The 24180-nt window shown below is 71.5% G+C and carries 19 protein-coding genes and 4 pseudogenes; 11 read left to right on the top strand and 12 right to left on the bottom strand.

From position 1 onward, the window contains the following. The first annotated feature begins 51 nt into the window (after positions 1–51). The 5 genes from ACTWJ9_RS02905 to ACTWJ9_RS02885 all read left to right on the top strand — a co-directional run bounded on the left by ACTWJ9_RS02905 (position 52) and on the right by ACTWJ9_RS02885 (position 3390). Complete coding sequence (locus tag ACTWJ9_RS02905; protein WP_279332447.1) at positions 52–432, top strand: ArsR/SmtB family transcription factor; 381 nt, start codon at positions 52–54, stop codon at positions 430–432. After that, positions 429–1217, top strand: a complete 789-nt coding sequence (locus ACTWJ9_RS02900) for an aquaporin (RefSeq protein WP_443295129.1) — start codon at positions 429–431, stop codon at positions 1215–1217. Before ACTWJ9_RS02905 ends, ACTWJ9_RS02900 begins: the two co-directional genes overlap by 4 nt. Continuing rightward, a complete protein-coding gene (locus ACTWJ9_RS02895) occupies positions 1214–1642 on the top strand; it encodes an arsenate reductase ArsC (protein WP_443295128.1) in 429 nt (142 codons plus the stop codon). The genes ACTWJ9_RS02900 and ACTWJ9_RS02895 overlap by 4 nt, the downstream gene beginning before the upstream one ends. Before the next feature lie 20 nt (positions 1643–1662). Then, entirely contained in the window at positions 1663–2136 is a 474-nt protein-coding gene (locus ACTWJ9_RS02890) for a GNAT family N-acetyltransferase (protein WP_443295846.1), read from the top strand. A gap of 594 nt (positions 2137–2730) precedes the next feature. Beyond that, a complete protein-coding gene (locus ACTWJ9_RS02885; protein WP_443295127.1) occupies positions 2731–3390 on the top strand; it encodes an MSMEG_1061 family FMN-dependent PPOX-type flavoprotein in 660 nt (219 codons plus the stop codon). Between the two features lie 152 nt (positions 3391–3542). On the opposite strand, the gene ACTWJ9_RS02880 is transcribed toward ACTWJ9_RS02885, so the two are convergent. The 3 genes from ACTWJ9_RS02880 to ACTWJ9_RS02870 form a co-directional block, all read right to left on the bottom strand. After that, positions 3543–3947: a hypothetical protein gene (locus tag ACTWJ9_RS02880; protein ID WP_279332443.1), complete on the bottom strand. Its 405-nt coding sequence runs from the start codon at positions 3945–3947 to the stop codon at positions 3543–3545. A gap of 38 nt (positions 3948–3985) precedes the next feature. Beyond that, positions 3986–4390 carry a VOC family protein gene (locus tag ACTWJ9_RS02875; RefSeq protein ID WP_384203854.1) on the bottom strand — a complete coding sequence of 135 codons (405 nt, stop codon included), beginning with the start codon at positions 4388–4390 and terminating at the stop codon, positions 3986–3988. Between the two features lie 386 nt (positions 4391–4776). Further along, a complete protein-coding gene (locus tag ACTWJ9_RS02870) occupies positions 4777–4899 on the bottom strand; it encodes a hypothetical protein (RefSeq protein ID WP_443295126.1) in 123 nt (40 codons plus the stop codon). Between the two features lie 76 nt (positions 4900–4975). Between ACTWJ9_RS02870 and ACTWJ9_RS02865 the strand changes: the two genes are divergently transcribed. Next, on the top strand, positions 4976–5203 hold the full coding sequence (locus tag ACTWJ9_RS02865) for a hypothetical protein (protein ID WP_388705651.1): 228 nt from the start codon (positions 4976–4978) through the stop codon (positions 5201–5203). 29 nt (positions 5204–5232) lie between these two features. Here the strand turns inward: ACTWJ9_RS02865 and ACTWJ9_RS02860 are convergent, their stop codons facing one another. Next, complete coding sequence (locus tag ACTWJ9_RS02860; protein ID WP_387040041.1) at positions 5233–6192, bottom strand: AraC family transcriptional regulator; 960 nt, start codon at positions 6190–6192, stop codon at positions 5233–5235. Positions 6193–6305: 113 nt separating this feature from the next. Here ACTWJ9_RS02860 and ACTWJ9_RS02855 point away from each other — a divergent pair, with 113 nt between their 5' ends. Next, positions 6306–7058: an SDR family NAD(P)-dependent oxidoreductase gene (locus ACTWJ9_RS02855; protein ID WP_443295125.1), complete on the top strand. Its 753-nt coding sequence runs from the start codon at positions 6306–6308 to the stop codon at positions 7056–7058. Positions 7059–7111: 53 nt separating this feature from the next. Here ACTWJ9_RS02855 and ACTWJ9_RS02850 read toward each other — a convergent pair whose 3' ends face one another. From ACTWJ9_RS02850 to ACTWJ9_RS02835, 4 genes and pseudogenes are all read right to left on the bottom strand, one after another. Continuing rightward, positions 7112–7603 carry a hypothetical protein gene (locus tag ACTWJ9_RS02850; protein ID WP_443295124.1) on the bottom strand — a complete coding sequence of 164 codons (492 nt, stop codon included), beginning with the start codon at positions 7601–7603 and terminating at the stop codon, positions 7112–7114. Between the two features lie 99 nt (positions 7604–7702). Continuing rightward, positions 7703–8965, bottom strand: coding sequence for a hypothetical protein (locus ACTWJ9_RS02845; protein WP_443295123.1), 1263 nt, complete (start codon positions 8963–8965; stop codon positions 7703–7705). An 88-nt stretch (positions 8966–9053) separates the two neighbouring features. After that, a pseudogene (locus ACTWJ9_RS02840) lies at positions 9054–9353 on the bottom strand (3'-5' exonuclease); the annotation flags it as partial. Then, a pseudogene (locus ACTWJ9_RS02835) lies at positions 9341–9649 on the bottom strand (ATP-binding protein); the annotation flags it as partial. The pseudogenes ACTWJ9_RS02835 and ACTWJ9_RS02840, both read right to left, overlap by 13 nt. 414 nt (positions 9650–10063) lie before the next feature. Between ACTWJ9_RS02835 and ACTWJ9_RS02830 the strand changes: the two are divergent. Next, entirely contained in the window at positions 10064–11482 is a 1419-nt protein-coding gene (locus ACTWJ9_RS02830) for a sugar porter family MFS transporter (RefSeq protein ID WP_443295122.1), read from the top strand. Between the two features lie 125 nt (positions 11483–11607). Here ACTWJ9_RS02830 and ACTWJ9_RS02825 read toward each other — a convergent pair whose 3' ends face one another. Both ACTWJ9_RS02825 and tgmA read right to left on the bottom strand, forming a co-directional pair. Next, positions 11608–12510, bottom strand: coding sequence for an MvdC/MvdD family ATP grasp protein (locus tag ACTWJ9_RS02825; RefSeq protein ID WP_443295121.1), 903 nt, complete (start codon positions 12508–12510; stop codon positions 11608–11610). Then, positions 12507–12819, bottom strand: a pseudogene (gene tgmA / locus ACTWJ9_RS02820) (putative ATP-grasp-modified RiPP). The gene ACTWJ9_RS02825 and the pseudogene tgmA overlap by 4 nt, the downstream one beginning before the upstream one ends. Positions 12820–13054: 235 nt before the next feature. Between tgmA and ACTWJ9_RS02815 the strand changes: the two are divergent. The 3 genes and pseudogenes from ACTWJ9_RS02815 to ACTWJ9_RS02805 all read left to right on the top strand — a co-directional run bounded on the left by ACTWJ9_RS02815 (position 13055) and on the right by ACTWJ9_RS02805 (position 14965). Further along, the gene (locus ACTWJ9_RS02815) at positions 13055–13222 is read left to right on the top strand and encodes a hypothetical protein (RefSeq protein ID WP_387040231.1); all 168 of its coding nucleotides are present in this window, start codon (positions 13055–13057) and stop codon (positions 13220–13222) included. Between the two features lie 33 nt (positions 13223–13255). Beyond that, a pseudogene (locus tag ACTWJ9_RS02810) lies at positions 13256–13735 on the top strand (SAM-dependent methyltransferase); the annotation flags it as partial. A 258-nt stretch (positions 13736–13993) separates the two neighbouring features. Further along, positions 13994–14965: a serine/threonine-protein kinase gene (locus ACTWJ9_RS02805; protein ID WP_387040235.1), complete on the top strand. Its 972-nt coding sequence runs from the start codon at positions 13994–13996 to the stop codon at positions 14963–14965. On the opposite strand, the gene ACTWJ9_RS02800 is transcribed toward ACTWJ9_RS02805, so the two are convergent. Further along, entirely contained in the window at positions 14925–17195 is a 2271-nt protein-coding gene (locus ACTWJ9_RS02800; protein ID WP_443295120.1) for a UvrD-helicase domain-containing protein, read from the bottom strand. The genes ACTWJ9_RS02805 and ACTWJ9_RS02800 overlap by 41 nt on opposite strands. Beyond that, positions 17192–24130 carry a DEAD/DEAH box helicase gene (locus ACTWJ9_RS02795; protein WP_443295119.1) on the bottom strand — a complete coding sequence of 2313 codons (6939 nt, stop codon included), beginning with the start codon at positions 24128–24130 and terminating at the stop codon, positions 17192–17194. The genes ACTWJ9_RS02800 and ACTWJ9_RS02795 overlap by 4 nt, the downstream gene beginning before the upstream one ends. Positions 24131–24180 lie beyond the last annotated feature (50 nt).

Genomic DNA, 24180 nt, shown 5'->3' with positions numbered 1-24180 from the left:
GTCGATACAGTCGAGGTTGCCACTCGATTAGATGGCTGTCAACATAGAGGCATGTCGAAACAAGCTGGTCTGCCGGTGCTCGGACAGGACGATGCGGCGTGCTGTGCGCCGATGGTCCGCGAGCCGCTGGGCGAACAGGACGCGACCGAGCTGTCGCGGATGTTCAAGGCGCTGTCGGACCCGATCCGGCTGCGGCTGCTGTCGCTGATCGCCTCCCACGAGGGCGGCGAGGCGTGCGTGTGTGACCTCACCGGCCCGTTCGACGTCTCCCAGCCGACCATCTCCCACCACCTGAAGGTGCTGCGGGAGGCCGGGCTGGTCGGCTCCGAGCGGCGCGGCACCTGGGTGTACTACTGGGTGCTGCCCGCGGCCCTGGCGAAGCTGTCCGCCCTGCTCGAGACCCCCTCCGTGCCCGCGCAGGCCCCCGCGTGACCGGCCCGGCACCGCTGGCGAGGCGGGCGGTCGTCGAGGGGCTCGGCACGGCCGGGCTGGTCGCGGTGGTGGTCGGCTCCGGCATCCAGGCCACCGAACTGACCCGCGACGTCGGGGTGCAGCTGCTGGCCAACTCCCTGGCCACCGTCCTCGGCCTCGGGGTGCTGATCGCCCTGCTCGCCCCGGTGTCCGGGGCGCACTTCAACCCGGCGGTCACCCTCGCCGCCTGGTTCACCGGCCGCCGCACCGGGCGCCGCAGCGGCGACGCCACCGGTCTGCGCGACCTCGCGGTGTACGTGCCCGCCCAGATCGCCGGTGCGATCGTCGGCGCGGTGCTGGCCGACGCCGTGTTCGGACAGCCGCTGGCGCACTTCTCCACCCGCGACCGGTTCGCCGGTCACCTGTGGCTGGGCGAGGTCGTGGCCACCGCCGGGCTGGTCTGGCTCGTCTTCGGCCTGGCCCGCGCGGGCCGCGCGCACCTCGCACCGGTCGCGGTCGCCTCCTACATCGGGGCGGCGTACTGGTTCACCTCCTCCACCAGCTTCGCCAACCCGGCGGTGACCATCGGCCGCGCGTTCACCGACACCTTCGCCGGCATCGCCCCCACCTCCGTGGCCCCCTTCCTCGCCGCCCAGCTGGCCGGCACCGCCGTCGGCCTCGGCCTGGTCACCGCCTGCTTCGGCCGCCAGGCCCCCGGGAGCGAGGACGAGGCCGTCGTCCCCCACGCCGGGCAGCAGCCCGCAGCCCCCACCCGTTCCGCCGAAGAAAGCGCCCTGACCCGATGAGCACCCCCGCCGTCCCCGCCGCCCCCTCCGTGCTGTTCGTCTGCGTGCACAACGCCGGCCGCTCCCAGATGGCCGCCGCCTTCCTCACCCACCTCGGCGGTGACCGGGTCCAGGTCCGCTCGGCCGGATCCGCCCCCGCCGACGCCGTCAACCCCGCCGTGGTGGAGGCCATGAACGAGGCCGGCATCGACATCTCGGCCGAGACTCCCAAGGTCCTCACCGTGGCGGCGGTGCGGTCCTCGGACGTGGTGATCACCATGGGCTGCGGCGACGCCTGCCCGTACTTCCCCGGCAAGCGGTACCTGGACTGGCAGCTCGACGACCCGGCCGGCCAGGGCGTCGCGGCGGTCCGGCCGATCCGCGACGAGATCGAGCGGCGCATCCGCGGCCTGCTCGCCGAACTCGGCATCGAGTCGGCGGCGTGACCGTCCCGCACATCGCGCCGATGGGGCCGGAACACGCCGAACAGGTCCTGGAGATCTACCAGTCGGGCATCGACGAGGGCAACGCCACCTTCGAGACCACCGCCCCGACCTGGGAGGCGTTCGACACCGCCAAGCTGCCCCGACACCGCCTGGTCGCCCTGGACGAGGGCGGCCGGGTGCTGGGCTGGGCCGCCGTGGTGCCGGTCTCCGACCGGTGCGCGTACGCCGGCGTCGTCGAGCACTCCGTCTACGCCCACCCCGACGCCCGTGGCCGCGGGGTCGGCCGGGCGCTCCTCGACGCGCTGCTGTCCTCCACCGACGCCGCGGGCATCTGGACGGTGCAGTCCGGCATCTTCCCGGAGAACACCGCCAGCCTGGCCCTGCACCGGCGGGCCGGGTTCCGCGTCATCGGCACTCGCGAGCGCATCGGCCGCCACCACGGCACGTGGCGCGACGTCGTCCTCGTCGAGCGCCGCAGCCCCACCGTGAACTGAGAGCGACGGCCGCGGAAGCTCCCGACGCGCGGTTCGAGGACAGGGCCAGGCATGGCACGAAACCCGTCGAGTCGGTGAGCGTGCTGCGGGGGAGTGGGCGAAGTACAGGGTCCGCGCTGCTGTGTTCCCGTCCTGTCCGTGCGCGGTCCGAACGGCGTCGGCGGTGCGGGCCGGTGCGAGGCGACCCGGCATGGCGAGCAGATCAGGCCGGGCCACTGACATCGTGTCCGCGGTTCGCTGCCTCCGGTGCGTCGCCGGTCCGGTGAGTCGCTTCCCTCCGCACGGGACCGGTGGTCACGGGCTCGGCGGCAGGCCGGTGAGGCGATGTGGCGGGCACCTGGCGGAGAACGCCGAGCCGGTCGCTCGGCGCGGTACTCACCACCGCCCACACCGTCTTGCCGGGGCCGGAGCGGCGGTCGGTGACGCCCCAGCCGTCGGCCAGTGCGGCGACGAGGAGGAGGCCGCGGCCGGACTCGGACTCCGCGTCGGGAGCCGTGGGAGCGGTGACGGCGGGCCGGCGCTCCGCGCGGGTGTCTCTGTCCCCGCACGCACCGACCGAGATCAATCGCAGGTCGGCCCGTTAGGGTCCGGGGCATGACGACACCCCTTGCCACCAGTGCCTTCGACTCGCTCCGCCTCGACGCCGTGCCGGACCGGGAGGCGCTGCGCCGGGCCTACGGACTCCCCAGCGACACGGCCGTGCGCAAGCAGATGACCGAACTCACCGAACAGACCCGGCGGTTGATCGGATGCTCATCGCTGGTCCTGGTCGCCAGCGCGGACGCCGAGGGCAACTGCGACGTCTCCCCGCGCGGCGGCCCCGCCGGGTTCGTCTCCGTCCTGGACTCACGGACGGTGGCGATACCGGACGCGACCGGCAACAAGCGCCTGGACACCCTGCAGAACGTCATCGCCACCGGGCGGGCCGGGCTGCTGTTCGTCATCCCGGGGCGCACCACGACGCTCAGGGTGAACGGCCGGGCCTGCGTCTCCACCCGCCCGGAGCTGCTGTCGCAGCTGACCGCCGTGGGCAAGCCGCCGGCCAGTGCGCTGGTGCTGGGGATCGAGGAGGTCTACCCGCACTGTCCCAAGTCGCTCCTGCGCAGCGGGGCCTGGAAGCCGGAGCAGTGGCTGCCGGCGGACGCCCAGCCGACCTCGGCCGAGGTGACGCTGGCCCAGCTGCGGGTGCCGGAGCTGACGATCGCCGACATCGAGCAGGCGGAGGCGGATTCGCTGAAGTACCGGTACGAGTAACGGGCCGACCAGCGGTTGTTGAACCACCAGCCCGTCGAACCCCCAGTGTCCGCGACGGACTTCGGCGGCCCTGCCGGTCGTGGAGCGGGTCGAGGCTCCGCTGTGGACGCGCTGGAGAGCCAGGGCGTCGTCGGGGACCAGGTCTCGCAGAGTCACCATGGCGCGGCCGGTTCCCCGGTGGTGGGACGGGCGGCGGGGTCTGCGGACAGGCAGGCGGTGAGAGTTTCCTCGAAGGCGGCGAACGGCCACGGCCGGACGTCACGGACGGCCGTGGTACTGCCCCTGGCGATGGCGCGCAGCTTTTCCGTCCGGCCGACGTCATCGGGGTGGGGGACGGGGCGGTGGCCGGTCCAGCACCAGAACAGGGAGGCGCCCAGGCCCCAGACGTCGGCGGCCGGATGCGCTTGGATGTGGGTGTCGGCGGGGGCGGTGAGGACCGTGGTGGCGGTCTCGGGGGCGGTGGTGTGGGTGAGGGCACCCTGGTTCTCCCGCGTAGAACTTGCCGAACATGACCCCGACCGGGCCCGTGCAGGTTCTTCAAGGCCCGGTGCGGCCATGAGTGTGAGTGGCTGTGACCAGCATGGCCGTACAACGCCTACTCGTCGAGCTCGGTGAAGAGAGTCAACTGGAGAGCGCCCGGTGCCTCGAGCCGGGAGTTCAGTGAGTTCCACGGGGTGCGCGTCGGCTCGGCGACCACCTGGGCTCCGGCGGCGGCCAGCTTCGACGTGGTGGCGACGGAGTCGTCGACCTGGAAGGCGACCCGAATGTGGCCGGCTACTCGTCGCCCGACCTCGACTTCGTCGATGAAGGCAGCGTGGTTCGGGTCAGTCAGCTCCAAGGTGGCCCGGCCGGCGTCGAGAAGGGTGACCCGCCCGTCGGGGGAGGAAAACGCGCCGCGCTCGGTCAGGCCGAGGACATCGCGGTAGAAGTGCAGCGCCGCATCGTAGTCGGCCGCCGTGACCACCAAGCGGAGTTCGCGGACGGCAGGTTCGTCGGACATGTCGGCTCCTTGGGGATCGTGGGTACCGACTCATGAACCCGGCGATCGACCGGACCATTCCCTCTGGTGGGTGGGAATGTCGTGGTGTCGTGGGTTCTTCCGGGCGACGACTGCCGGCCTGTGGCGCGGCTCCGGTTCAGCCGCAGCGTGAACCGTTCACCGTCAGGGGTGGTCCTGCTGCGGTCATGTACTCACGGTGGTGTGCCGTGGCCTGGCGTGACCAGTGGTGACGCGCCGACACGAACCCTTCGTACGCGGGGCCTGGCAGATGTGAACTCCCCGGTGTCACCGCATTGTCGAGGCCCTCGACCCACCGGGGTTCGCGCGGGCCTGACCGGCCGCCCGTCCGCGCGGCCTCCGAGGCGCTGCCCGGGGCGGCGGATGCGCTACGGCGTCCCGGTCAGGCGCAGGCGGGTGCGGGACGGGGCCGACGGGGGCAGGGCGGCGGTGATCTCGGCGAGCGAGGTCGCGGCGAGGCTGTGCCGCCAGGCTTCGTGGGCTTCGACCATCTTCTCGGCGAGGACGCAGGGCAGTTGCCCATGTCGGGTCGGTGCGGCCCTTGCCGAGGACCCGCCAGTTCTTCAGGTGGGCGAAGCCGTGCTCGACCGGCCCCTTCACGGCCGCCAGCGCCTTGTCGGACAGCTTCTGACCTCGCGTCAGGGGTCGGTTCCGGGCGGCTTTGTGGCCGGTGATCATCGCCGGGTCGGCGTCGGGATCATTGTCGTCGAGGCCGACGAATCCCAGGTCTGCGAGGGCCCCGAGTCCCGCCGCCCGCAGCTTGGCGGTGAGCTGGTGTCTTCGTCGCCGGTGTGAGCGGCGCAGCTGAGCACAGGACGCCTTCTTCAGCTTCCGTTCGCGGCCGAGCGCGGTGGCTGCCGTGCCTGGTTCCGGAACTGTGCGGGCGATGAGCCGACCACGCGGCGGAACGCGGTGCTGAACGCGCTCTCGGACAGGTAGCCCGTGGCCCGTGCGAGCTCGGAGATCGACAGAGTGTCGCGGGCGAGGGCATCGCGCGCGAGGCTCATGCGCCATTGGATCAGGTACTCCGACGGCGGGATCCCGACGTGGCTCTTGAAAGCATGGGCGAACGCGGAACGCGACATGTGGCTGATCTCGGCGAGCTCCTTGAGGCTCCAGGAGTGGGCCACGTCCGCGTGCACGGCACGCAGGGCGGCACCGATGCCGTCCTCGTTCAGGGCGCCCAGCCAGCCGGTGGGCCGGTCTGTCTGACCGGCGTGAGCGCGCAGCATGTGCACGAGCAGGATCTGTGCGAGGTGGTTCTGCACCAGCGGGCCGCCGGCGGCGACGAGCCCGACCTCGGTGGCCAGGAGATCGATCAGCTGCGCGAGCCGGCTGCCATGAGGATCGGCCACGCGGACGATCACGAGCGGCGGCAGAAGATCGGTCAGGAGGGCCGCGTTCCTGTCGTCGAACGCGATGTGCCCGGCGCAGAGGTAGAGGTCCTCCTCGGACTCCGGGCCGATCCGCACGAACCCGTCTTCGGCACCCGCCCACACCGGCTCCGCAGGGCGCGGGCTTGCGTCGAGCGTGCTGGCCAGCACGTAAGGCGGCGGGTTGCCCAGCATGAAGGTGTCACCCTCCTGCAGGAGCACCGGCTCGTGCCCTTCGAGGATCAACCAGCACGTGCCGCGCACGAGGCCCCCGATCCGCACGTGCAAGAACGTGTCGAAGCGCAGAGCCCACTCTCCCGCGGCCCGGAGATTGGGCCCGATCACCGTGCGGGGCCGGAGCAGACCGATCGCGTCAGCCACTGGATCCCGAAATCCGAGCACCGACGACACCTCCTGGACGATACGTAAAGAATTCCGGACTCTGCATCATGGATAGTGTCCCCGATCTCCCGCAGTATCGATGTCGAACGGATCGGCATCGAGAGAGTGATGGAGACACCCACATGGGACAGCTGGAAGGCAAGACGTCGGTGGTCACCGGGGGCAGCACCGGTATCGGTCTGGCCACCGCCGTACGGCTGGCGGACGAGGGCTCGTACGTGTTCGTCACCGGCCGACGCGAGTCCGAGCTGGAGGCCGCCGTCAAGACCGTCGGAGCAGACCGGGCCACCGCGGTCGTCGGCGACATCTCGAAGCCGGAGGACCTGGACCGGCTCTACGAGGCGGTCCGGGCGCGAGGCAAGGGTGTGGACGTGCTCGTGGCGAACGCGGCGGTCGCTGCGTTCGTGACGCTGGAACAGACCACCGAGGAGCACTTCGACCAGACCTTCGGGGTCAACGTCCGAGGCACGCTGTTCACCGTGCAGAAGGCGTTGCCGCTGCTCAACGACGGAGCCTCGATCGTCCTGGTCGGTTCGACGGCCGGCGACCGTGGAGTAGAGGCGTTCGGCGCGTACGCGGCGTCGAAGGCGGCCGTCCGGTCCTTGGCGCGGACGTGGTCCAACGAGCTCAAGGGCCGTGGCATCCGGGTCAACGTGGTCTCGCCGGCGTGGATCGAGACTCCCGGGGGCACCGCCGCTTTCGGCGACGAGGAGACCGCCCGGGCCGTCAAGGAGAATGTCGCCGCGACCGTGGCCAAGGGCCGCATGGGTCAGCCTGAGGAGGCCGCCGCAGTCGTGGCCTTCCTGGCCTCGGAACAGAGCAGCTACGTCGTCGGCGCGAACATCTACGTCGACGGTGGCGCGAACCAGATCTGAGCAGGCACCACACGGTGGGCGGCATCTGAAGCGTTCCAGGTTCTATGCCGCTGCTACTGGGAACGTGCGGTGAACCACCCGTCGCCTCGCTTGCGCAGCCGGCCGTGGTCGGCGAGCTTGGTCATCTTCGCGGGCAGCGGTTCCAGCTTGCCGCGCACCGTCACCTGAAGGCCCAGTTCCTCGCCCACCGCCCTTACCTGGACGGGGCCGTCGGCGGCCCGCACGATCGCCAGGATCTTGCGGTGGTCAGCGGGCAGCGCGGCGTCGTCGGGAGTCTCGCTGCGGTGCGGGATCAGCAGGACCGCCCGCCCCGCCACCCGGGCGGGAGTCGGGGCGACGGCCGCGGCGGCCTCCGCCGCGGCCCGGTCCTGCTCGGTCAGCCGGTTCAGGACCCGCTCGGCGATCAGCAGTTCCTCCCGCTCGGCCTGGACCTCCTGCAGCCGCTTGGCCAACTCCTGTTTGCCGAGTTGCTCCGCCGAGCTTCCGGCCCCCGCTCTGCATCCGAGGGACCTGGAGCAGAAGTACTCCACGCATCCGTTCTTCAAGCTGCTCTACATCGTTGCGCTGCGGAGCAGGGCGAGGGACTGGGCGACCAACATCGCCATCAGCGACCAGCCGATGAGCAGCGGCGCCAAGATCGAGTTTCACCATGTGCCTCCACGCTTGTGGGGCCTCACGTACGTGTGGCCCTTCGGCAGCTTGTGGCTGCCGGTGAGGCCTGTCTTCCGGTGAGCCTCTGAGTACGCGGCACGAGCTTCGTCGCTGGCCTGCTTGCCCAGGTGCTCGATTCTCATCAGATGCCCGGCCACTCCATGCTGGGAAGATGCGCTCGGCAGATGCACGACCCGTAGCTGTTCCTTCTTACGCACGGGAAGCACGAAGGGCGTGTAACAGACGAGGCGAATTGTTCTCTCACCTGGACGCGCCGGGTAGTGGAGGATGCCGTCGGCAGCGCAGCTCCCTGTGGCCCACCTGAGACGCTGACGACTGATGAGTCCGTTCACCGCGGCACGAACGGCTTCGACCGACCAGTCCTGCGGGCCGCGGTGGCTGCGAACGTTGGTGATCAGGTTCTGCATCGGCAGTAGCGCGCGGCCCTCCTCGTCGAGATAGCCGAGCTTGCGGATGGTCTCCTGGACCAGAAGGTCGAGTGAGGAAGCGACGCCCTTCCCGTCCGGCTGTGTGATCGCCGGCAGCTCCCTGGCGATGACCCGCGGGTCGTAATCGTGGAGAAACTGTCTTCTCGCGACGCGGACAGGCCGTTCCAGAGGGGTGAGTGACAGACGCAGCCGGCTCCGGTCGAGCTCGGCCGTGATGCGCAGGCCCGGCATGACTGGGGACCGCGGCCATCGCATGCCCCGGAGACGGTTCCCTGTGATCTTCTTCCCGAGAGTGGCCGGCAGGACGGTGGGAAGGGGACGGCCGTGGTCGAGGTGCACCACTTTCACCGTCCGCATGCGGCGCACCGCCTGTGCGGGCAGTGGGCAGTACGCGTGGTCCAGGTGATGTTGGCGCAGCACGAATGTCCATTGGAGACCTGACTCCGTTTTGACCACATCGTGCGGTCGGCCGGGGTCGGCCTGCTGGATCACAACCTCTTGTTCGGGGTCCTCGGCTGCTTCGCTTCCAGTGCTGCCGAGTTCTGGAGCAGTGGCTTCGGAGGCGGTGTGACGATCATGGGCGTCGAGAGCGGTGGTGACTTTCCGCCGGTGACAGTCCGTGCAGTGGGGGAGTTCTCTGCCCGAGCTCGTGGTCTTGATGGCGACAACACTGTCCGTGACCGTTCGTCGGCACTGATGGCAGGGGAACGAAACGGGCGCGGAGTACTGCTGCAACGTCCAGCGAACGTGGGTCCTCGTGCTTTCGATGAGCTCCACATCCGGGAACTGCGGGTCCCGAGCGCCCATGGTCGGCCCTCCTGCCACATGGTGCGCGCCCCACCTCGATCTGACGGCGCGGTGGAAAGCTTGCCCGACACATCATGGCAGAAACGGCTCAGGCAGCTCGTTGCTTCGATACACCCGCCTCCGCCAAGAAGGAACTCGGGTCGCCCGACCAGGACACGTACAGGCTGTCCCGGGCCCGCGTGCAGGCCACGAACAGCAGGCAGCGTTCGGACATCAGGTCCGTCTCGTGCTGCTTGGGGTCCACCTCCGGCGAGGTGACCGCCTTCGCGAACGGCAGCGCCTCGTCACTGACGCCGATGACCGCGACACAGCGGAACTCCAGCCCCTTGAACGAGTGCATGGTCCCGATCCGTACGGCCGTCTCCTCGCCGCCCGCGGAGTCGGAGGCGTCGGCAGACGTTCCCCACGGGTGTCGCTCACCTCGATGCGTACGGTTCCGGTCGCGGTGTCGGCCGTCAGCAGCAGGTGGAAGTCACGGCCGGCCACGTGCCCGTGCCGTACGGCGTTGGCGCACAGCTCGGCCGCGACGAGTGTGACGACGTCGTGCGCGTCGCTGCCGTACGGGATGCCCCAGGCGTCGAGGCGGTGCCCGCACAGCCGTCTGGCGAGACGGGCGCCACGCGGGGTGGAGCTGAAGCGCATCGTGAACTGATGTGCCGTGAGGGGTGATCGTGTTGCGGTCATGCACGTACGGTGGCGCTTCGTGGCACAGCGTGACCAGTGGTGACGCGCTGCTTCCGGTGATTGGTACGGGGCGGGCGCGGACGTTGTACGGGGCGGTACCCGATGGCAGCTTTGCTGCGGTGGCTGCTCCGCATTCCACTGCGGGGGGCCCGGGCCGAGGCCCCACTGCCTGGGAACTCCTGTGTCACGAACCCCGTGTGCCTCCGCGACTTCGGGGTAGTCGGATCGTGTCCGACACTTGACTACAGTATTTGAACTCAAGCCCGCTGGCGGGCGGTGAAATCCCGCAGCAGTAAGGGTATTGACTTCGATATGTGAAGTCATTCTCTCTGCGGCGTTGCTTTTGCCTTCAGGTTTCACCTGGAAGGGCCGACCCCACCCCGGTAGCGTCGCCGGGGCGCCCGAGGAGCACACGTGACCAGCACAGAGCAGGCCCCCGGGCCAGGAGCCGGTACGGCTCATCCCGAACATCTCGGGCACGTCATCTTCATCGCGGCGTCGGCCGCCATGGGCGGTTTCCTCTTCGGTTACGACAGCTCCGTGATCAACGGCGCCGTCGAGGCCATCCGGAGCCGCTACGGCATCGGATCCGCCGAGCTGGCCCAGGTCATCGCCATCGCCCTGATCGGCTGCGCCGTCGGCGCCGCGACCGCGGGCCGCATAGCCGACCGCATCGGCCGCATCCGGTGCATGCAGATCGCCGCGACCCTGTTCGCCGCCAGCGCCATCGGCTCGGCCCTGCCCTTCGCCCTGTGGGACCTCGCCTTCTGGCGCATCGTCGGCGGCTTCGCCATCGGCATGGCCTCCGTCATCGGCCCGGCCTACATCGCCGAGGTCTCCCCGCCCGCCTACCGCGGCCGCCTCGGCTCCTTCCAGCAGGCCGCGATCGTCGTCGGTATCGCCACCTCCCAGCTGATCAACTGGGGTCTGCTCCACGCCGCCGGCGGCGACCAGCGCGGTGAGCTGCTGGGCCTGGAGGCCTGGCAGGTCATGCTGGGCGTGATGGTCGTCCCGGCCGTGCTGTACGGGATGCTCTCCTTCGTCATTCCCGAGTCCCCGCGCTTCCTGCTCTCCGTCGGCCGCCGCGAGCGCGCCCGCGAGATCCTCGCCGAGGTCGAGGGCAAGGGCGTCGACCTCGACGCCCGCGTGGCCGAGATCGAGCACGCCATGAAGCGCGAGCACAAGTCCACCTTCAAGGACCTGCTCGGCAACAGCTTCCTCTTCAAGCGGATCGTCTGGATCGGCATCGGCCTGTCCGCGTTCCAGCAGTTCGTCGGCATCAACGTCGCGTTCTACTACTCCGCGACGCTGTGGCAGTCGGTCGGCATCAACCCGACGGACTCGTTCCTCTACTCGTTCACGACATCGATCATCAACATCATCGGCACCGTGATCGCGATGATCTTCGTGGACCGCATCGGCCGCAGGCCGCTCGCGCTCATCGGCTCCTCCGGCATGGTCGTCGGCCTGGCCCTGGAGGCCTGGGCGTTCTCGCACCCTTTGGTCGACGGCAAGCTGCCGGCCACCCAGGGCCTGGTCGCCCTGGTCGCCGCCCACCTCTTCGTCCTCTTCTTCGCCCTGTCCTGGGGTGTGGTCGTCTGGGTGCTGCTCGGCGAGATGTTCCCGAACAAGATCCGCGCCGCCGCCCTGGGCGTGGCCGCCTCCGCCCAGTGGGTCGCCAACTGGATGATCACCGTGAGCTTCCCGTCGCTGGCCGACTGGAACCTCTCCGGCACCTACCTGATCTACACGTTCTTCGCGGCGCTCTCCATCCCGTTCGTCCTGAAGTTCGTCAAGGAGACGAAGGGCAAGGCGCTGGAGGAGATGGGGTGACCCCCGGCACAGTCCCGAGGAGAGGGGCCCAGGTCCCCGCCGCCCTCCCCTCGTCCCGTCCGCCGCCCCGCTCGGTCACCGCCCGAGCGGGGCGGCGGTTTCCGTACGCCACCGCTTCCCGTACGTCACCGGACGAGAACACCGCCGCCGATCCCCAGGGCTCGCAGAGCGGCTTCCCCGATGACCCGCGCCGGAGCCGGCTCTGCTCCCCGTGCTCCTCGGCCGTCCGCGGGTGCCCGGTGCCGAAGGCGATCGGATCGAGAGGGGCGCGCAGCAGGGCGATCTCGCGCAGGAAGCCCGGCACCTGGTCCGCCTCGACCTCCAGATTCCTGCCGGCCGGCACGGACGCAGAAGACCCGGTCGCCGATGACGGTCACGCGCACGTCGCCGGTCTTGTCGATCCGCTGCTGGAAGAGGTGGGCGGTGCCGGTCACCGTGTCGTCGATCTCGTCGGCGGTGACCTCGCGCACCTCGACCGTGCAGGAGACGCCGTCGATCCGGTACAGCGGCGTGGACAGCGGCTTGTAGATCACCGGGCCGTGGGTCTCGGCGAAGGCGCGTGCGGCGAGCGGGCAGGAGGTGATCGTCGTGGGTGGCAGACGGAATCCGCACGCGGCCGCGGCGGCGAGCCCGGCAGGCTTGAACTCGGCGTCGCCGATGCGGTGCGGGTGGTTGACGTACCGGCAGCCGGGCAGCGACGCCATCACCCCGCCGAGGCCGTAGCGGGCCTGGGTGAGGGCGAAGCGCTCGGTCTGGGGGTCGAGGTGGGGGAAGGTGAACCCGGAGGGCCTGCGGTAGCACAGGGAGCGGACGCGGGACAGGTCCGCCGTGCGCGTGGGCGTGGGCGTGGTCAGCGTGCCCTTGATCCCGTGCGCCGTGAGGGTGGCCGGGAACGACAGGGTGGTGGGGAAGTCCCCGGAGTCGAACCGCACCACCGGGACGCTCCGGCGGTGCAGTTCGTCGATCACCAGGTCGGTCGTGGGGTCGTCCAGGTTGGTGACGACCAGAACCGGGCTGGTGTCGGTCACTGGTCGGTGTCGTTCCCGGAGTCCTGGTCGCCGCCACCGCTGCCGCCGGGCCTCGACCCGTCGGAGGGGTTGCCGGTGTTGGTGGCGGGCCGGGTGCCGGTGCTGGTCTCGTGGCCGGGCATCTCCATGACCTGTCCGGCGGCGTCGAGGTAGCGGCCGGTCTGGGTGGCCGGGTCCAGCTCGACGCGGGCGTACGGGGGGGGCGAGGGCGGGGTAGGGCGCCATGCGGCGCAGCCCCCACGGCGCGGGGGTGGTGGTGCCGTCGGGCAGCGGCGTCCCGGTGGGGAGCCGGTCGGAGTGGGCGAACATCGATGCCTCCTGGAGGGCGGGAACGGCGTGGGTTCTTCCGGGCGCCGACTGCCGGCCTGCGGCACGGCTCCGGTTCAGCCGCAGCGTGAGCCGTTCACCGTCAGGGGTGGTCGTACTGCGGTCATGTACTCACGGTGGTGTGCCGTGGCCTGGCGTGACCAGTGGTGACGCGCCGACGCGACCCCTTTCGTACGCGGCGGCGGGCGGCGGTGTACGGAACGGGGAGGCGTAAGGCATGACGACGGTACGGGGCGAAGAGGCTGGTGAGGGGCAGGCGGTGGTGCCGGTCCAGGGCGGCCAGGGGTGGGGGAGCCGGAGGCCCGGGGACGAGCCGGGGGCGGGGGCGGTGACCGCGTTCGGACGGCAGTTGAAGCTGCTGCGCATCCGAGCGGGCCTGGAGTAACCGGAGTTCGGCAAGCGGGTGGGCTACTCGGCAGACCCGGTTGTCCTGGCCCATGCCGCGGCGCTGCTCACCAGCACGCGCGAAGGTGCGGCGGACTACATCGACGCCGACCTGCGCGACCCGGAGAACATCCTGGAACAGGCCGCCAGGACACTGGACTTCACACAGCCGGTCGCACTGATACTGCTGGGTGTCACCGCCCACATCACCGACGACACCGTCTACGGCCTCGTCGGCCGGCTGATGGACGCTCTGCCCTCCGGCAGCCACCTCGTGCTCTGCGACGACACCGAGGTCCTCGACCCGCGGCAGATGCGCGAGATGATCGAGCAGTGGAACGCGGCGAGCGACAACCCCCGCATCAACCGCAGCCCGGAGCAACTCGCCCGGTTCTTCGTCGGTTTGGAGTTGCTGGATCCCGGTGTCGTCTCCGTCTCCCGGTGGCGTCCCGGCCGGTCCGGCGATCCGGCCGTCGAGGTCGACGACTTCGGCGGCGTGGCACGCAAGCCTTAGCGGCGCACGACCCGGCCGGTCGCCCGGTCCAGACGGTCGGGCAGGGCCGTCCTGATCTCGGACCTCCGGCCTTCGCCCTCGCCCACCCGTCTCCGTCAGGAACGGACCGGGCTCGTTCGACCAGGAGACCTACAGGCTGTCCCGGGTCAGGTGTGTGCGAGGCTGGTTGACTTCTTCTGCACGGGCGGTCGACGGCGGGCCTTCGGCCGGGCGGTTCGTGCACCGACATGCCGCTGGGGCTCACCGAAGGAAGTGGACGTGGAGCAGTTCGCTGCGGGCAAGGTTCTGCGCGGCAGGTACCGGTTGGACCGGATTCTGGGCAGAGGGGCGATGGGGCACGTCTGGCAGGGGACGGACGTGTATCTGGACCGCCCTGTCGCGGTCAAGACCGTCGCCGCGGATCTGCTCGCCCTGCCCGACTGGCGTCGTACCGCCCTGGCGCGCTTCGAGAGGGAGGCCAAGGCCGCCGCCCGCCTGGACCACGCCAACATCACCACCGTGTACGACGCGGCCGTCACCGAGGACGTCTGCTGCCTGGTGATGCAGCTCGTCGACGGGACGACCCTCGACAACGTCGTCGACGGCGCCGACGACGGCCGCCTGCCCATGTCTGCCGCGGTCTCCGTGGCCGCGCAACTGTGCTCGGGGCTGTCCGCCGCGCACGCGGCCGGCCTGGTGCACCGCGACCTCAAGCCGCAGAACGTCATGGTCCGCACCAGCGGTCTGGTGAAGATCCTCGACTTCGGCCTCGTGAAGGTGCTCTCGGACACCGATCCACAGCTCACCATGACGGGCGAGACACTCGGCAACATCGCCTACGCCTCGCCCGAACTCCTGGCCGGCGAACAGCCGCTGGACGGTCGCAGCGACCTGTACGCGGTGGGCTGCCTGCTGCACCACATGCTCACCGGCCGCCCTCCCTTCCACAGCGGGGGCCCCGCCGAGCTGGCGACTCAGCACCTCACCGCGCCCCCGCCCCGGCTGGCCGGATGCGGCGTCGACGCCCCGGCCGCGCTCCAGGACCTGCTGCACGCACTGCTCGCCAAGCGTCCCGAGGACCGCCCCGGCGGGGCGGTGGAGGCGTACGCCGCCCTCGCCCCGCACCTGCCGGCTCCGGATCCGGTACGCGCGACCCACAGGATGCCGCCGGAGGACCCTCGGCGGCCGTTCCTCGTGCCCCAAGGGCCGGTCATGCCCCGACCGGCGGCCGGACCTCGATCAGTTCCTTGAGGAACGGGCTCGGCTCCCCGTGCCAGAAGACGTCCAGGCTGTCCCGGGCGCGCGTGGTCGCCACGAAGAGCAGGGACCGGGCGCGCTGCATCTCCGTCCGGTAGCGCGCCGGGTCCGTGGTCCGCCGCTGCTGGACGCTCGCATGCGGCACCAGCCCGTCGGTCACCCCGGCGATGATCATGCGCTGGTACTCGAGCCCCTTGAACCGGAACATCGTGCCGATGTGGACGCCGCTGTCGCCGCGGGGCCCGTCCGGGCCTATCTCCAGCGCCTGGATACCGTGCTGAAGCAACGTGTTCGCGGCTTCGCTCGCCATCAGGTTGCTCGGCACGGCGATGGCGATCTGCTCGTGCGGCACCTCACCCCAGGACTCGATCAGCGCGGCGATCGCCTCGCGCTCGTCCTCCCAGTCGTCCAGCCGGTGCAGGTCCGGAACGGCACCGCTGAGCACGGACCGGTACCCGGCCAGCGTCTCGGTGCTGCCGTCGAGGTCGTCGTACATCTCCTCGCCGAGCACGTTCAGCGCGGAGCGCAGGATCTGCCGGGTGGTGCGGTAGCTCAGCGACAGCTTCGACGACCGGCCGCGGATGTTGATGCCGAGACTGCCGAGGGTCACCTGGTTCTTGTAGATGCGCTGGTGGGTGTCACCGACCAGAAAGAGGTCGTTGCGGTCCGGAGCGGTCATCGCACGCAGCATCTTCCAGTGCGCGGGCCGCAGGTCCTGCGCCTCGTCGACCACGATGTGCCGGTACCGGTAGCGCAGCCAGCCTCCCGAACCGTCGGCCACGTGGATGTTGTCCAGGCCGCCCGCTTCCTCCCGCCGGCGGTCGACGGCCTGGATACGCCGGGCGCGCGCCGCCTCCAACTGCGCGGCCCGCTCCGCGACCTGGTCCCACGTCTGGGCTCCGAGCCGGTCCAGGCGCTGGGTGAACCGCTCGGCGAGTTGCCAGATCTCGGCGCGCTGGGCACGGGTGACGGTGCCGCCACGGCCGGCGCGGCGCACCCGGAAGTACTCCGCGCGGGAGGTGACGGCCTGGCCGAGGATCACCTGCGTCCACTCGTCGTTCAGGAACTCCGCGTCCCAGCCGTCCTCGCCGAGCTCGTCCAGGAGTGAGCGCCACTCGCGGACCGCCTGCGCCTCGTCGATGATCCGCTTGCGGTTGCCGGGCTCCGCCTCCCGGACGGTCCGCAGCGCGAGCTGGTCGACGTGGCTGATCTCGACACGCGACAGCAGCGCTTCGCCGCCCAGGGCGAGCAGCCGTGAACGCAGGTCCGCCGCGAGGTTCTTGTTGTACGTGGTCAGCAGGACCGGCTTGTTCCGGCCGGCCGGGAGCCGCTCGACCAGGTGCCTGACCCGGTGCAGCGCCACGATCGTCTTGCCGGTGCCAGGCCCGCCTCCCACGCGGGCGGGACCGCTGTGGTCCCGCGAGACGAGCTTGGCCTGCGTGGGGTGCAGGAACACCTTCCAGCGCCCGAAGTCCTCGCCCTCCAGCGCCTCACGCAGCGCGTCGTCGGTGGTGGTGACGATGGTGGCGGGACGTTCGGCGGCGGCCCGGAAGTCTTCGGGGTCCACGGGTTCCGGCGCCGCGACGGGGGCGGTCACCTGTTCCAGGACGTCGTCGTACTCCTTGCCGTCGTACAGCGCCAGCAGCACCTCGCCGGTGAGCTGGGGCGCGTACTCGGCGAGTCCGAGGAGCTGGTCCTCGGTGGTCAGTGCGGCGACGACCGGGAGCAGGGACGGGGCCACACCCAGATCGGTGAGCTGCTGCTGCGACCACTTCGTGAACAGTGGCTCGGGAGCGGCCGGCTCGGCGGGCCGGGCAGGCCCGGCGGGCTCGGCGGTCGGTGCGGTGGTCCGCGGGGCCGGGGGAGTGAGCACTTCCGCCTGCACGACCTGCAGGTCCACGTACTCGATGCCGCCGGTGACGCGGTTGACCGAGTACGTGAGCCGGTCCAGGTGCGCGTACACGTCCTTGCGGTGCTTGACCGAGACGATCAGCCAGTCGTCGTCCGCCAGGCGCAGCAGCAGCGCGCGGTACTCGTCGTTGACGCGTGCCGAGTACAGCTTGTCGTGACCCTGCAGTTGCTTGAGACGCAGACCCGCGGAGTCGGGGTTGGTCTTGAACTTGTGCTGGAAGTCGTAGATCGCGCCCTTGACCGGGCGGGGGAGCCTGAGGATCTCCCGGTCCGCCTTGTCGAGCAGGCGCAGCGTCACGTTCTTGCCGGTCACGTCTGTTCGTTCTCCCCGTTCTCCGTGGTGGTGCCGTCGGGCCGGTCAGGATGGTTCCGGTCGCCGGACGGCGGTGCCGGTGGTGCGCCGTCGAGGCGATCCGCGAGGTCGTCCACGGTCCAGTCGGCGGCGGGCCGCACCTCCCAGCCGGCCGCGGCGAACGCGCGGTCGCGGTCGACGGCCTCCGGATCCTCGTCCTCGCCTTCCGGCGGGCGCGGGGCGAGGACCACACCGACGCGTGCGGCGGGCCAGGCCAACTCGGCCAGCCAGCCGTTCTCGTCGAGCTCGTGGCCGTCCTCGGGGACCGGGACACCTCGTGCGGCGAGGGCCTCGGCGAGCGCGAGCAGACCGGGCTCGTCCGCGTCGAGATATTCGACGACCCGGTCCCACGCCGCGTCCCGCACGGGCGCGGCGGCGTCCGCCCGGGACACCTCCGCGACGGCCGGGACCTGCGGCGACGGCACGGCGGTCCCGGCCGGCACGGACGTTCCGCCGACGGTCGCGGTGGCGGTGGCGGCGAGGGTGACGCGGACACTCTCCAGGACACCGCTGCCGCCCGTGACCGCCAGGATCTCGACCGGGAACCCGTCGAGACGGCCGGTCGTGAGCTGGACGGCGTCACCGCCGCCGGTGTCCAGGAACTGCAGCAGGTTGGACCAGTACAGCCAGGCCCGCCAGCGGCGCTTGTGCGCCTCCTCCTGGGCGTGGACGCCCGATGCGTCGTCGAGGAGGGCGATGCCGGTCCACGCGGGGGGCTTCACCCGGCCGTCCGCGGCGAACACCAGCGGCAGCCCCGACCGGTCGGTGACCGTGAACAGATGCACCGGGCCGGGCGGCCCGGTGGGCGTCCCTCCGCGCAGCGCCGCCGTGATCTGCTCGCCGAGCACGTCCGGCGGCAGCGCGACGGGGTGGGCCCCGGCGCCCCTGAAGCCCGCCAGGGCGGCCTCCGCCCGCCCCTGCCAGAGCTTCGCGTCCGGCCGGCGCAGGTACTCCATGAGCTGGACGGCCGGATTGACCCACACCGTCTCCGCGAGCTCACCGGGCAGGGCGCCCCACACCTTGGCGTAGTAGCCGCGGGCCGTGCCGCGGGCCCGGTCGTCGTACGGCTCCCACACCGGGTCGGCCGGTCCCGCGCCCGTGTGACCGGTGTCCCGGACGTGGCGCTGCCACCCCGTCACGTCGCCGTAGGTGAGCTGGAAGACCCTGAGCCCTTCCGCGCGCAGCCGGGCGCGCTTGTCGGCGTCGTCGCCGACACGGTTGTGCTCCCGGCCGGCGTGGAACTCGTATCCGTCCAGGTAGACCGCCACGCGCGGGCCGGGCGCGTCGACCCGTTCGAAGAGGACGTCGGGACGGGTGCCGTCGAGGACGCGCTGCTGCGACACCCGCCAGCTCAGCGTGGTGCCGTCGGCCGCGGTCAGCCGCAGGTCCAGCGCGTGGGTGCCGGCCGGAGTGATGTAGGCGTCACCGCTCGCACGGCTCTCCGGGAGTTTGGCCCACTCTCGCAGCGTGTCGATGAACAGGACCTCGAGGTCGCTCTCGGCCTGTTGGTGCATCGGGATGTGCTGGGTGGTGGCGACGGACGAGGTGCGCCAGCGCTCGCCGTCCGCACCGAGCAGCTCGTCGAGCATCTGCCGGACCTCGTTGCGGCTGACCTTGTCGTAGGCGGCCGGCGGTACCCGGCGCAGCAGGCAGCGGTGGCAGCCGTCGAGCCCCTTCCTCAGACAGTCGCAGCTCTCGATCACCTCACGGGCCTTCAGCAGGACCTCGCGGAATCCGTCGGAGGTCGCCAGGCGGTGCAGGTAACCGGTGCCGCCGGGCAGCCGGTCGTACACCACGAGGAACCGGCGCGGCCAGTCGCGGTCCTCGCCGTCCGGCATGGACGCGGCGGTGATGTCGATGTGGTCGGGGTCGCCGCCGTAGCGGGCCGCTATGCCCGTGAACAACGCGGCGGTGAACGAGGCGAGCCGCTCCCCGGCCCGCGCCACGGACGCCGGCAGCAGGATGCGGACGGCCTCCGTCGTCAACTCGTGCGCCAGCAGCAGCGGCACGTCCAGTCCGGCGCCCTGCTCCTCCCCGCTGCCGCGCAGCCGTCGGCGCGGGCACCACAACTGGTGGTGGGCGCTCGCCCGGGTGGAACGGGCGAGCGATGCCGTGAGCGCGTGCTGCGACTGGTCGACGACCGGTCGGCCGTCGGCCGTCGCACCGCCGCAACTCGCACACACGTAGAACGGGTTCAGGCGTACGTCGTCCCCGGCCAGCGGAACCGTGCTGCTGCCGTCCTGCCGGTCGACCCCCAGGTTCAGGGTGCGCACGACGGCCTTGCGGGTGAAGTCGGCGCCGAAGACCGCGGTGTCGTGCCGCCACGATCCGGCCGCCAGGTGCGCCGGGTCGATGTCGACGGTGGTGAGGACCGCGTACCGCCTCCGGTCCCGCTCGTCGCGGTCGTCCCGGACCCGGGCGTCGTCCCGCTTGTCCCGGGACAGCACCCGCCGGGGCTCCAGGACGTGGTGCACGCAGCCCGCGTCGGCGATCTCCCGGGAACCGCACCGCGGGCACGGCGAGGTGTCGTTCTTCGGATCGCCGTGCGTGCGCGCGTACCCGCAGGCCGGGCAGAGGCGCCATACCGCCCAGGCGCGCCGCTCCGGGCTGCCGATGTCCAGGGCGCGCACGACGTGCCGGTAGCCGTTGACGTAGAAGCTGTTGCCGGGCGCGAGTTCGGTCAGGGCCAGCTTGCGGGAGCGCTCGTAGTCGCGCATCTCGCTGCGGTACACCTGGTTCCGGCGGTCGTCGTCGCCCTCTGGGGCCTCGCCGTCCTCGCCGTCCCCGTCCTCCCCGGACGCCTCCTTCCAGTAGAGCGTGGCCTCCAGCGACGTCGTCGTGTCGGTGAGGCTGTAGTTCGGCAGCAGCCCCAGTTCGACGAGGGCGCCGTGGGCGCTGGTCTGGCTCAGCTGGCGCAGCAACTCGCCCGTGGCGCGTCGTTCCGCAAGCAACTCGCGCCGCTCCGCGCCCTGTTCACGGTCCTCGGCGAGCAGCCCGTCCACGGCGGTGTCGATGGCGGCGATACGGCGGCGCAGCTCCTCGCGGCGCGCCGTCCACTCCTCCTCGGCCTCCTGCAGGGCGCGCGCGATGCCGCCGGTGGCGTAGGCGCGCAGCTCGCCCGCGGCGTGCGCGGACACCCCCCGGTCGTCGTCCGGGCCGCCGGGCGCCTGCGGGAACAGCGCCAGGAACTCCTCCACCAGCCGCGCCCCGTGGGTGAGCGCCGCCTCCGACAGGTCCTGGCACCAGCTCTCCGTGCCGAACAGCGCCGACGACAGGCGTGGCACCGGCATGAGCGGCTCGCCGTCCGCCGTGGTCAGCTCGCCGCGCGCCGCCCGGTCCAGCAGGTGCGCCGTGTACTGGCGGCGCAGGATCTCCACGGCCGACAGGTAGCAGCCCGGCGGCACGATGTCACCGGCGATCATCTCGGTCGGGTCGTCCAGGTAGTACCGGTCGCGGGCCCGGCGCCCGCCGAAGGCGACCACCAGCGCGTTGCCGGTCCTGCGTCCGGCCCGCCCGGCCCGCTGCACGTAGTTCGCCGGGCCGCCCGGCAGCGAACCGAGCAGCACCGCCGACAGGTCGCCGATGTCGATGCCCAGTTCCAGGGTGGGCGTGCAGGACAGCACGTTGGGGTCGGTGTAGTGGCTGCCCTGCCGGAACGTGCGCTCCACGCGCTCCCGTTCGGGCCGGGTCAGCATGCCGGTGTGCTCGGCCGTGACGACCCGGTAGGTGCCGCCGGTCAGATACAGGCGGCGGTAGTAGTCGTCCCGGTAGTCACGCTCCAGCTTCCCGCCGAAGCCGCCGCTGCCCGCCCCGGTCGACGACACGCCGTGCTGCGGCGGGGTGAGCAGGCCGGTGCAGCGCCAGCGCGGGCAGGGGTGCCCGTACCAGCGGGTGCGCCGCTCGGGTGGCACCACCTGCTGCCAGCCGCACTCCTCGCAGGACACGAACGCCTTGTTGACCAGGTCGTCCGTCAGGAGCCGCACGTGGATGTGGCCCGGCTGCAGCCCGTAGACGCGGGTCGTGCGGTCCTTGGCGGTGCGCACCGACAGCACGCCCTCGTCCGCGAGGACGGGCAGCAGTCTGCGCAGGTACTCGGTCGTCTGCGCCGTGTCCAGGCCGAGGCAGCGCCGCGTCCAGTCCTGGTACCAGGTGCCGCGGCCGGTGATCGTGTCGAACTTCGACTTCTCCTTGGGGCCGTCGAGCAGGAACCTCGGCGGCGCCACGTACCCCTCGGGGAAGGCGGGCATCCCCTCCGGCCGCTGCCCGGAGATGAGGTACTGGTTGACACCGGCTTCCTTGATCCAGGTCTCCAGCCACCGGTGCCGCACGCCACCGCGCATCCGCAGCCGCTCCAGCAGCCCCCGCACGTACGCCAGGTACCGCTCGGGCGTGGGCAGACCGCCGTCCAGCCCCAGCTGCCCCGGCAGCGTGAGGTGCAGGTCTCGGGCGAGCGCGACGATCCGGTCCGGGTCGGCGACCACCACCTCCGCGGCCGTGGTCCGGGTCAGTTCCAGGGTGCGTCCGAGCCGGGAGCGCAGCCCGAACTCCATGACGGTCGCGAACGCGAGCCGTTCCCCGATGAGCTTCCAGGTCCGCGCGTCCCCGGTGCCGCGCCCCGACAGGAGCCGGTCCACGCCCGGTTCGTCGTGCAGGTCCGGCGGGACGACGGCGGCCAGGGCCTGCGGGTCGTCCACGGAGTCCAGGACGTCGCCGATGAGGTCGTTGAGCGGGAGCGGCGCACCGGTGTCGTCCAGCCGGTGCGCGAGCAGCGAGCGCAGCGAGAACTTGTACGAGGCGTTGGCGACGTACCCGGCCCGGTGTGCCGCGTCCTGCGTGGAGTCGTTGAACAGCAGCGTCTTGCGCTCCTCCGGCGCCAGCGCGATCTCCTGGCCGCCGGTGAACAACTGGGTGACCGTCGCGGAGGCCAGCGCGGCGAGCGCGGTGCCGAGGAACCTGATGCCGTTGTCCGTGTTGCAGGCCGGGCAGGTGTCGTCCCGGGCGGCCTGGTCGGCGGTCTTCTTGTCCAGGAGGGCCCGCGCGAACCAGGCGTCCTGCAGCCCCTCCCCGTCCCCGGCGACCGGCATGCGGTAGGTGCTCTGCGCCCCGTCCAGCACCACGACGGAGTGCGGATCGACGCCGCCCGCCTGCTGGGGCGCGGTGCCGGTGAGCGCCGCGAGGGCGTCCCGCGCCTCGGCCGGGGTCGCCGCGATGAAGTACCGCAGCCGCCGCTTGTCCCGTCCGACGGCGGCCTGCCAGATCTTCGGCGGACCGGTCTCCAGCTTCTGCGGATCGGCCTCCGGGGACAGCGCCGCCCAGCCCGAACGGCCGCACACACGGCAGTAGATCGCGGGCAGATGGGCCTGGGCCGGCCGCTGCACGGTGTCCGAACCCGGCAGCGCCCGGGGCCGCCGCGAGTCCGCCGTCGGCCAGTCGTCGCCCTCGGAGGCGTCCTCGGACGCGGACGCCGCGGTGAGCGCGGAGCGCCGCGCGACGGTCCGCTCGTCCTCGTACCAGCGGAACTCCGGCCGGCCGCTCACCCCGCTCAGCACCCGCCCCACCGGACGGACCCACAGGTGCGCCTCGATGTGCAGCAGCGGACGCGGCCGGCGCGCGTCGGACTCCGGGTCCCGCGCGGACGACAGCAGCGCCACGAACCGCGACAGCGCCTCCAGCGCGAGCCGCGGCTTCTCCCGCGCGGTGCGCGCCCACGCGTACCCGAAGCGGGCCATGCGGTCCCGAAGCCCCCACTCGTCGAGCGGCTCGCCGTTCAGCAGCGCGAGCACCCCGTGGGTGAAGTCGTGCTTCTTCAGCAGCCGCCCGATCTGGAAGGCGTCCAGGCCGCGCCGCCCCAGCAGCCGCTCGGCGAGCCCGTCCAGGTCGAGCCGGTCCGGGTCGGACTCCACGCCCGGCCCGCCCGAGACCTCGATGACCTCCTTGGGGTCGGGAGGCTCGGGCAGCTCGTAGTCGATGTCGCCGACGAAGTCGTCGGCGCTCAGCCGCTCCTCGCCGATCACCGCGTCCGCACCGAACGGCACGCCGAACACCTGCTCGGCGACGGTGAGGATGCCGCCGGTGTCGCCCCCGCCCTCACCGAGGGTCGCCGAGGTCGCCACCGGGCAGATCGCACCGAGCGGCCGCTCCGGCTTGGAGGCGCCCACGGCGGACGCGAGGCGCCGCAGCAGCATCGCCACGTCGGTGCCCTGCGCGCCGTCGTACGTGTGGAACTCGTCCAGCACCACGTACGCCGGGTCCGCGCCCTCCCACAGCGGCCGGTCCTCGGCCCGCTGGAGCAGTAGGTCCAGCATCTTGTAGTTGGTGATCAGCACGTCCGGCGGCGAGACGCGCATCTCCTCGCGCCGCGTCATCACCCGCCGGAAGTCCGTGTCCGGCTTGTCACCGATGTAGAGACCGGCCGTCACCTGCGCCAGCTCCGGCTGCGCCAGGTAGCCGCCGATGCGGCCGGCCTGGTCGGTGGCGAGCGCGTTCATCGGGTACAGCAGCACGGCCTTCACCCCGCGCCGGCCCAGCGCCTTCTGCCGCCGGCAGTGGTCGAGCACCGGGATCAGGAACGACTCGGTCTTGCCGGACCCGGTGCCGGTCGTCACGAGCGTCGGCTCGGCCGCACCCTGGTACGTGCTCAGCCGCTGCCACGCCTTCGCCTGGTGCCGCCACGGAGTGAACGACGGCTGCCACTCCAGCGCCGACCGCCACCCGTCGTCGGCGGGGTGGAACGGCGTCCTGATCCGCAGATAGGGCCCCCGGAAGATGCCCGTCTCCGGATCCTCGAGGAAGCGTTCCAGAGTGACCCGCGTGTCCTCGTCGGCCAGGGCGTACGTCGTCGTGAGGTACTGCGTCAGACTGCCGCGGAGCTGCGCGGCGGCCAGGGTGGGCTTCACGAGGACCTTTCGGGCAGGACGGTCACCACGAACGCCACTACGCACCACCG

The sequence above is a fragment of the Streptomyces sp. GDS52 genome, assembly GCF_052246875.1.
Classification (GTDB): Bacteria; Actinomycetota; Actinomycetes; order Streptomycetales; family Streptomycetaceae; genus Streptomyces; species Streptomyces cathayae.
Note: the sequence above shows the minus strand (reverse complement) of the source record. Positions and strands in the feature narration are given on the sequence as shown.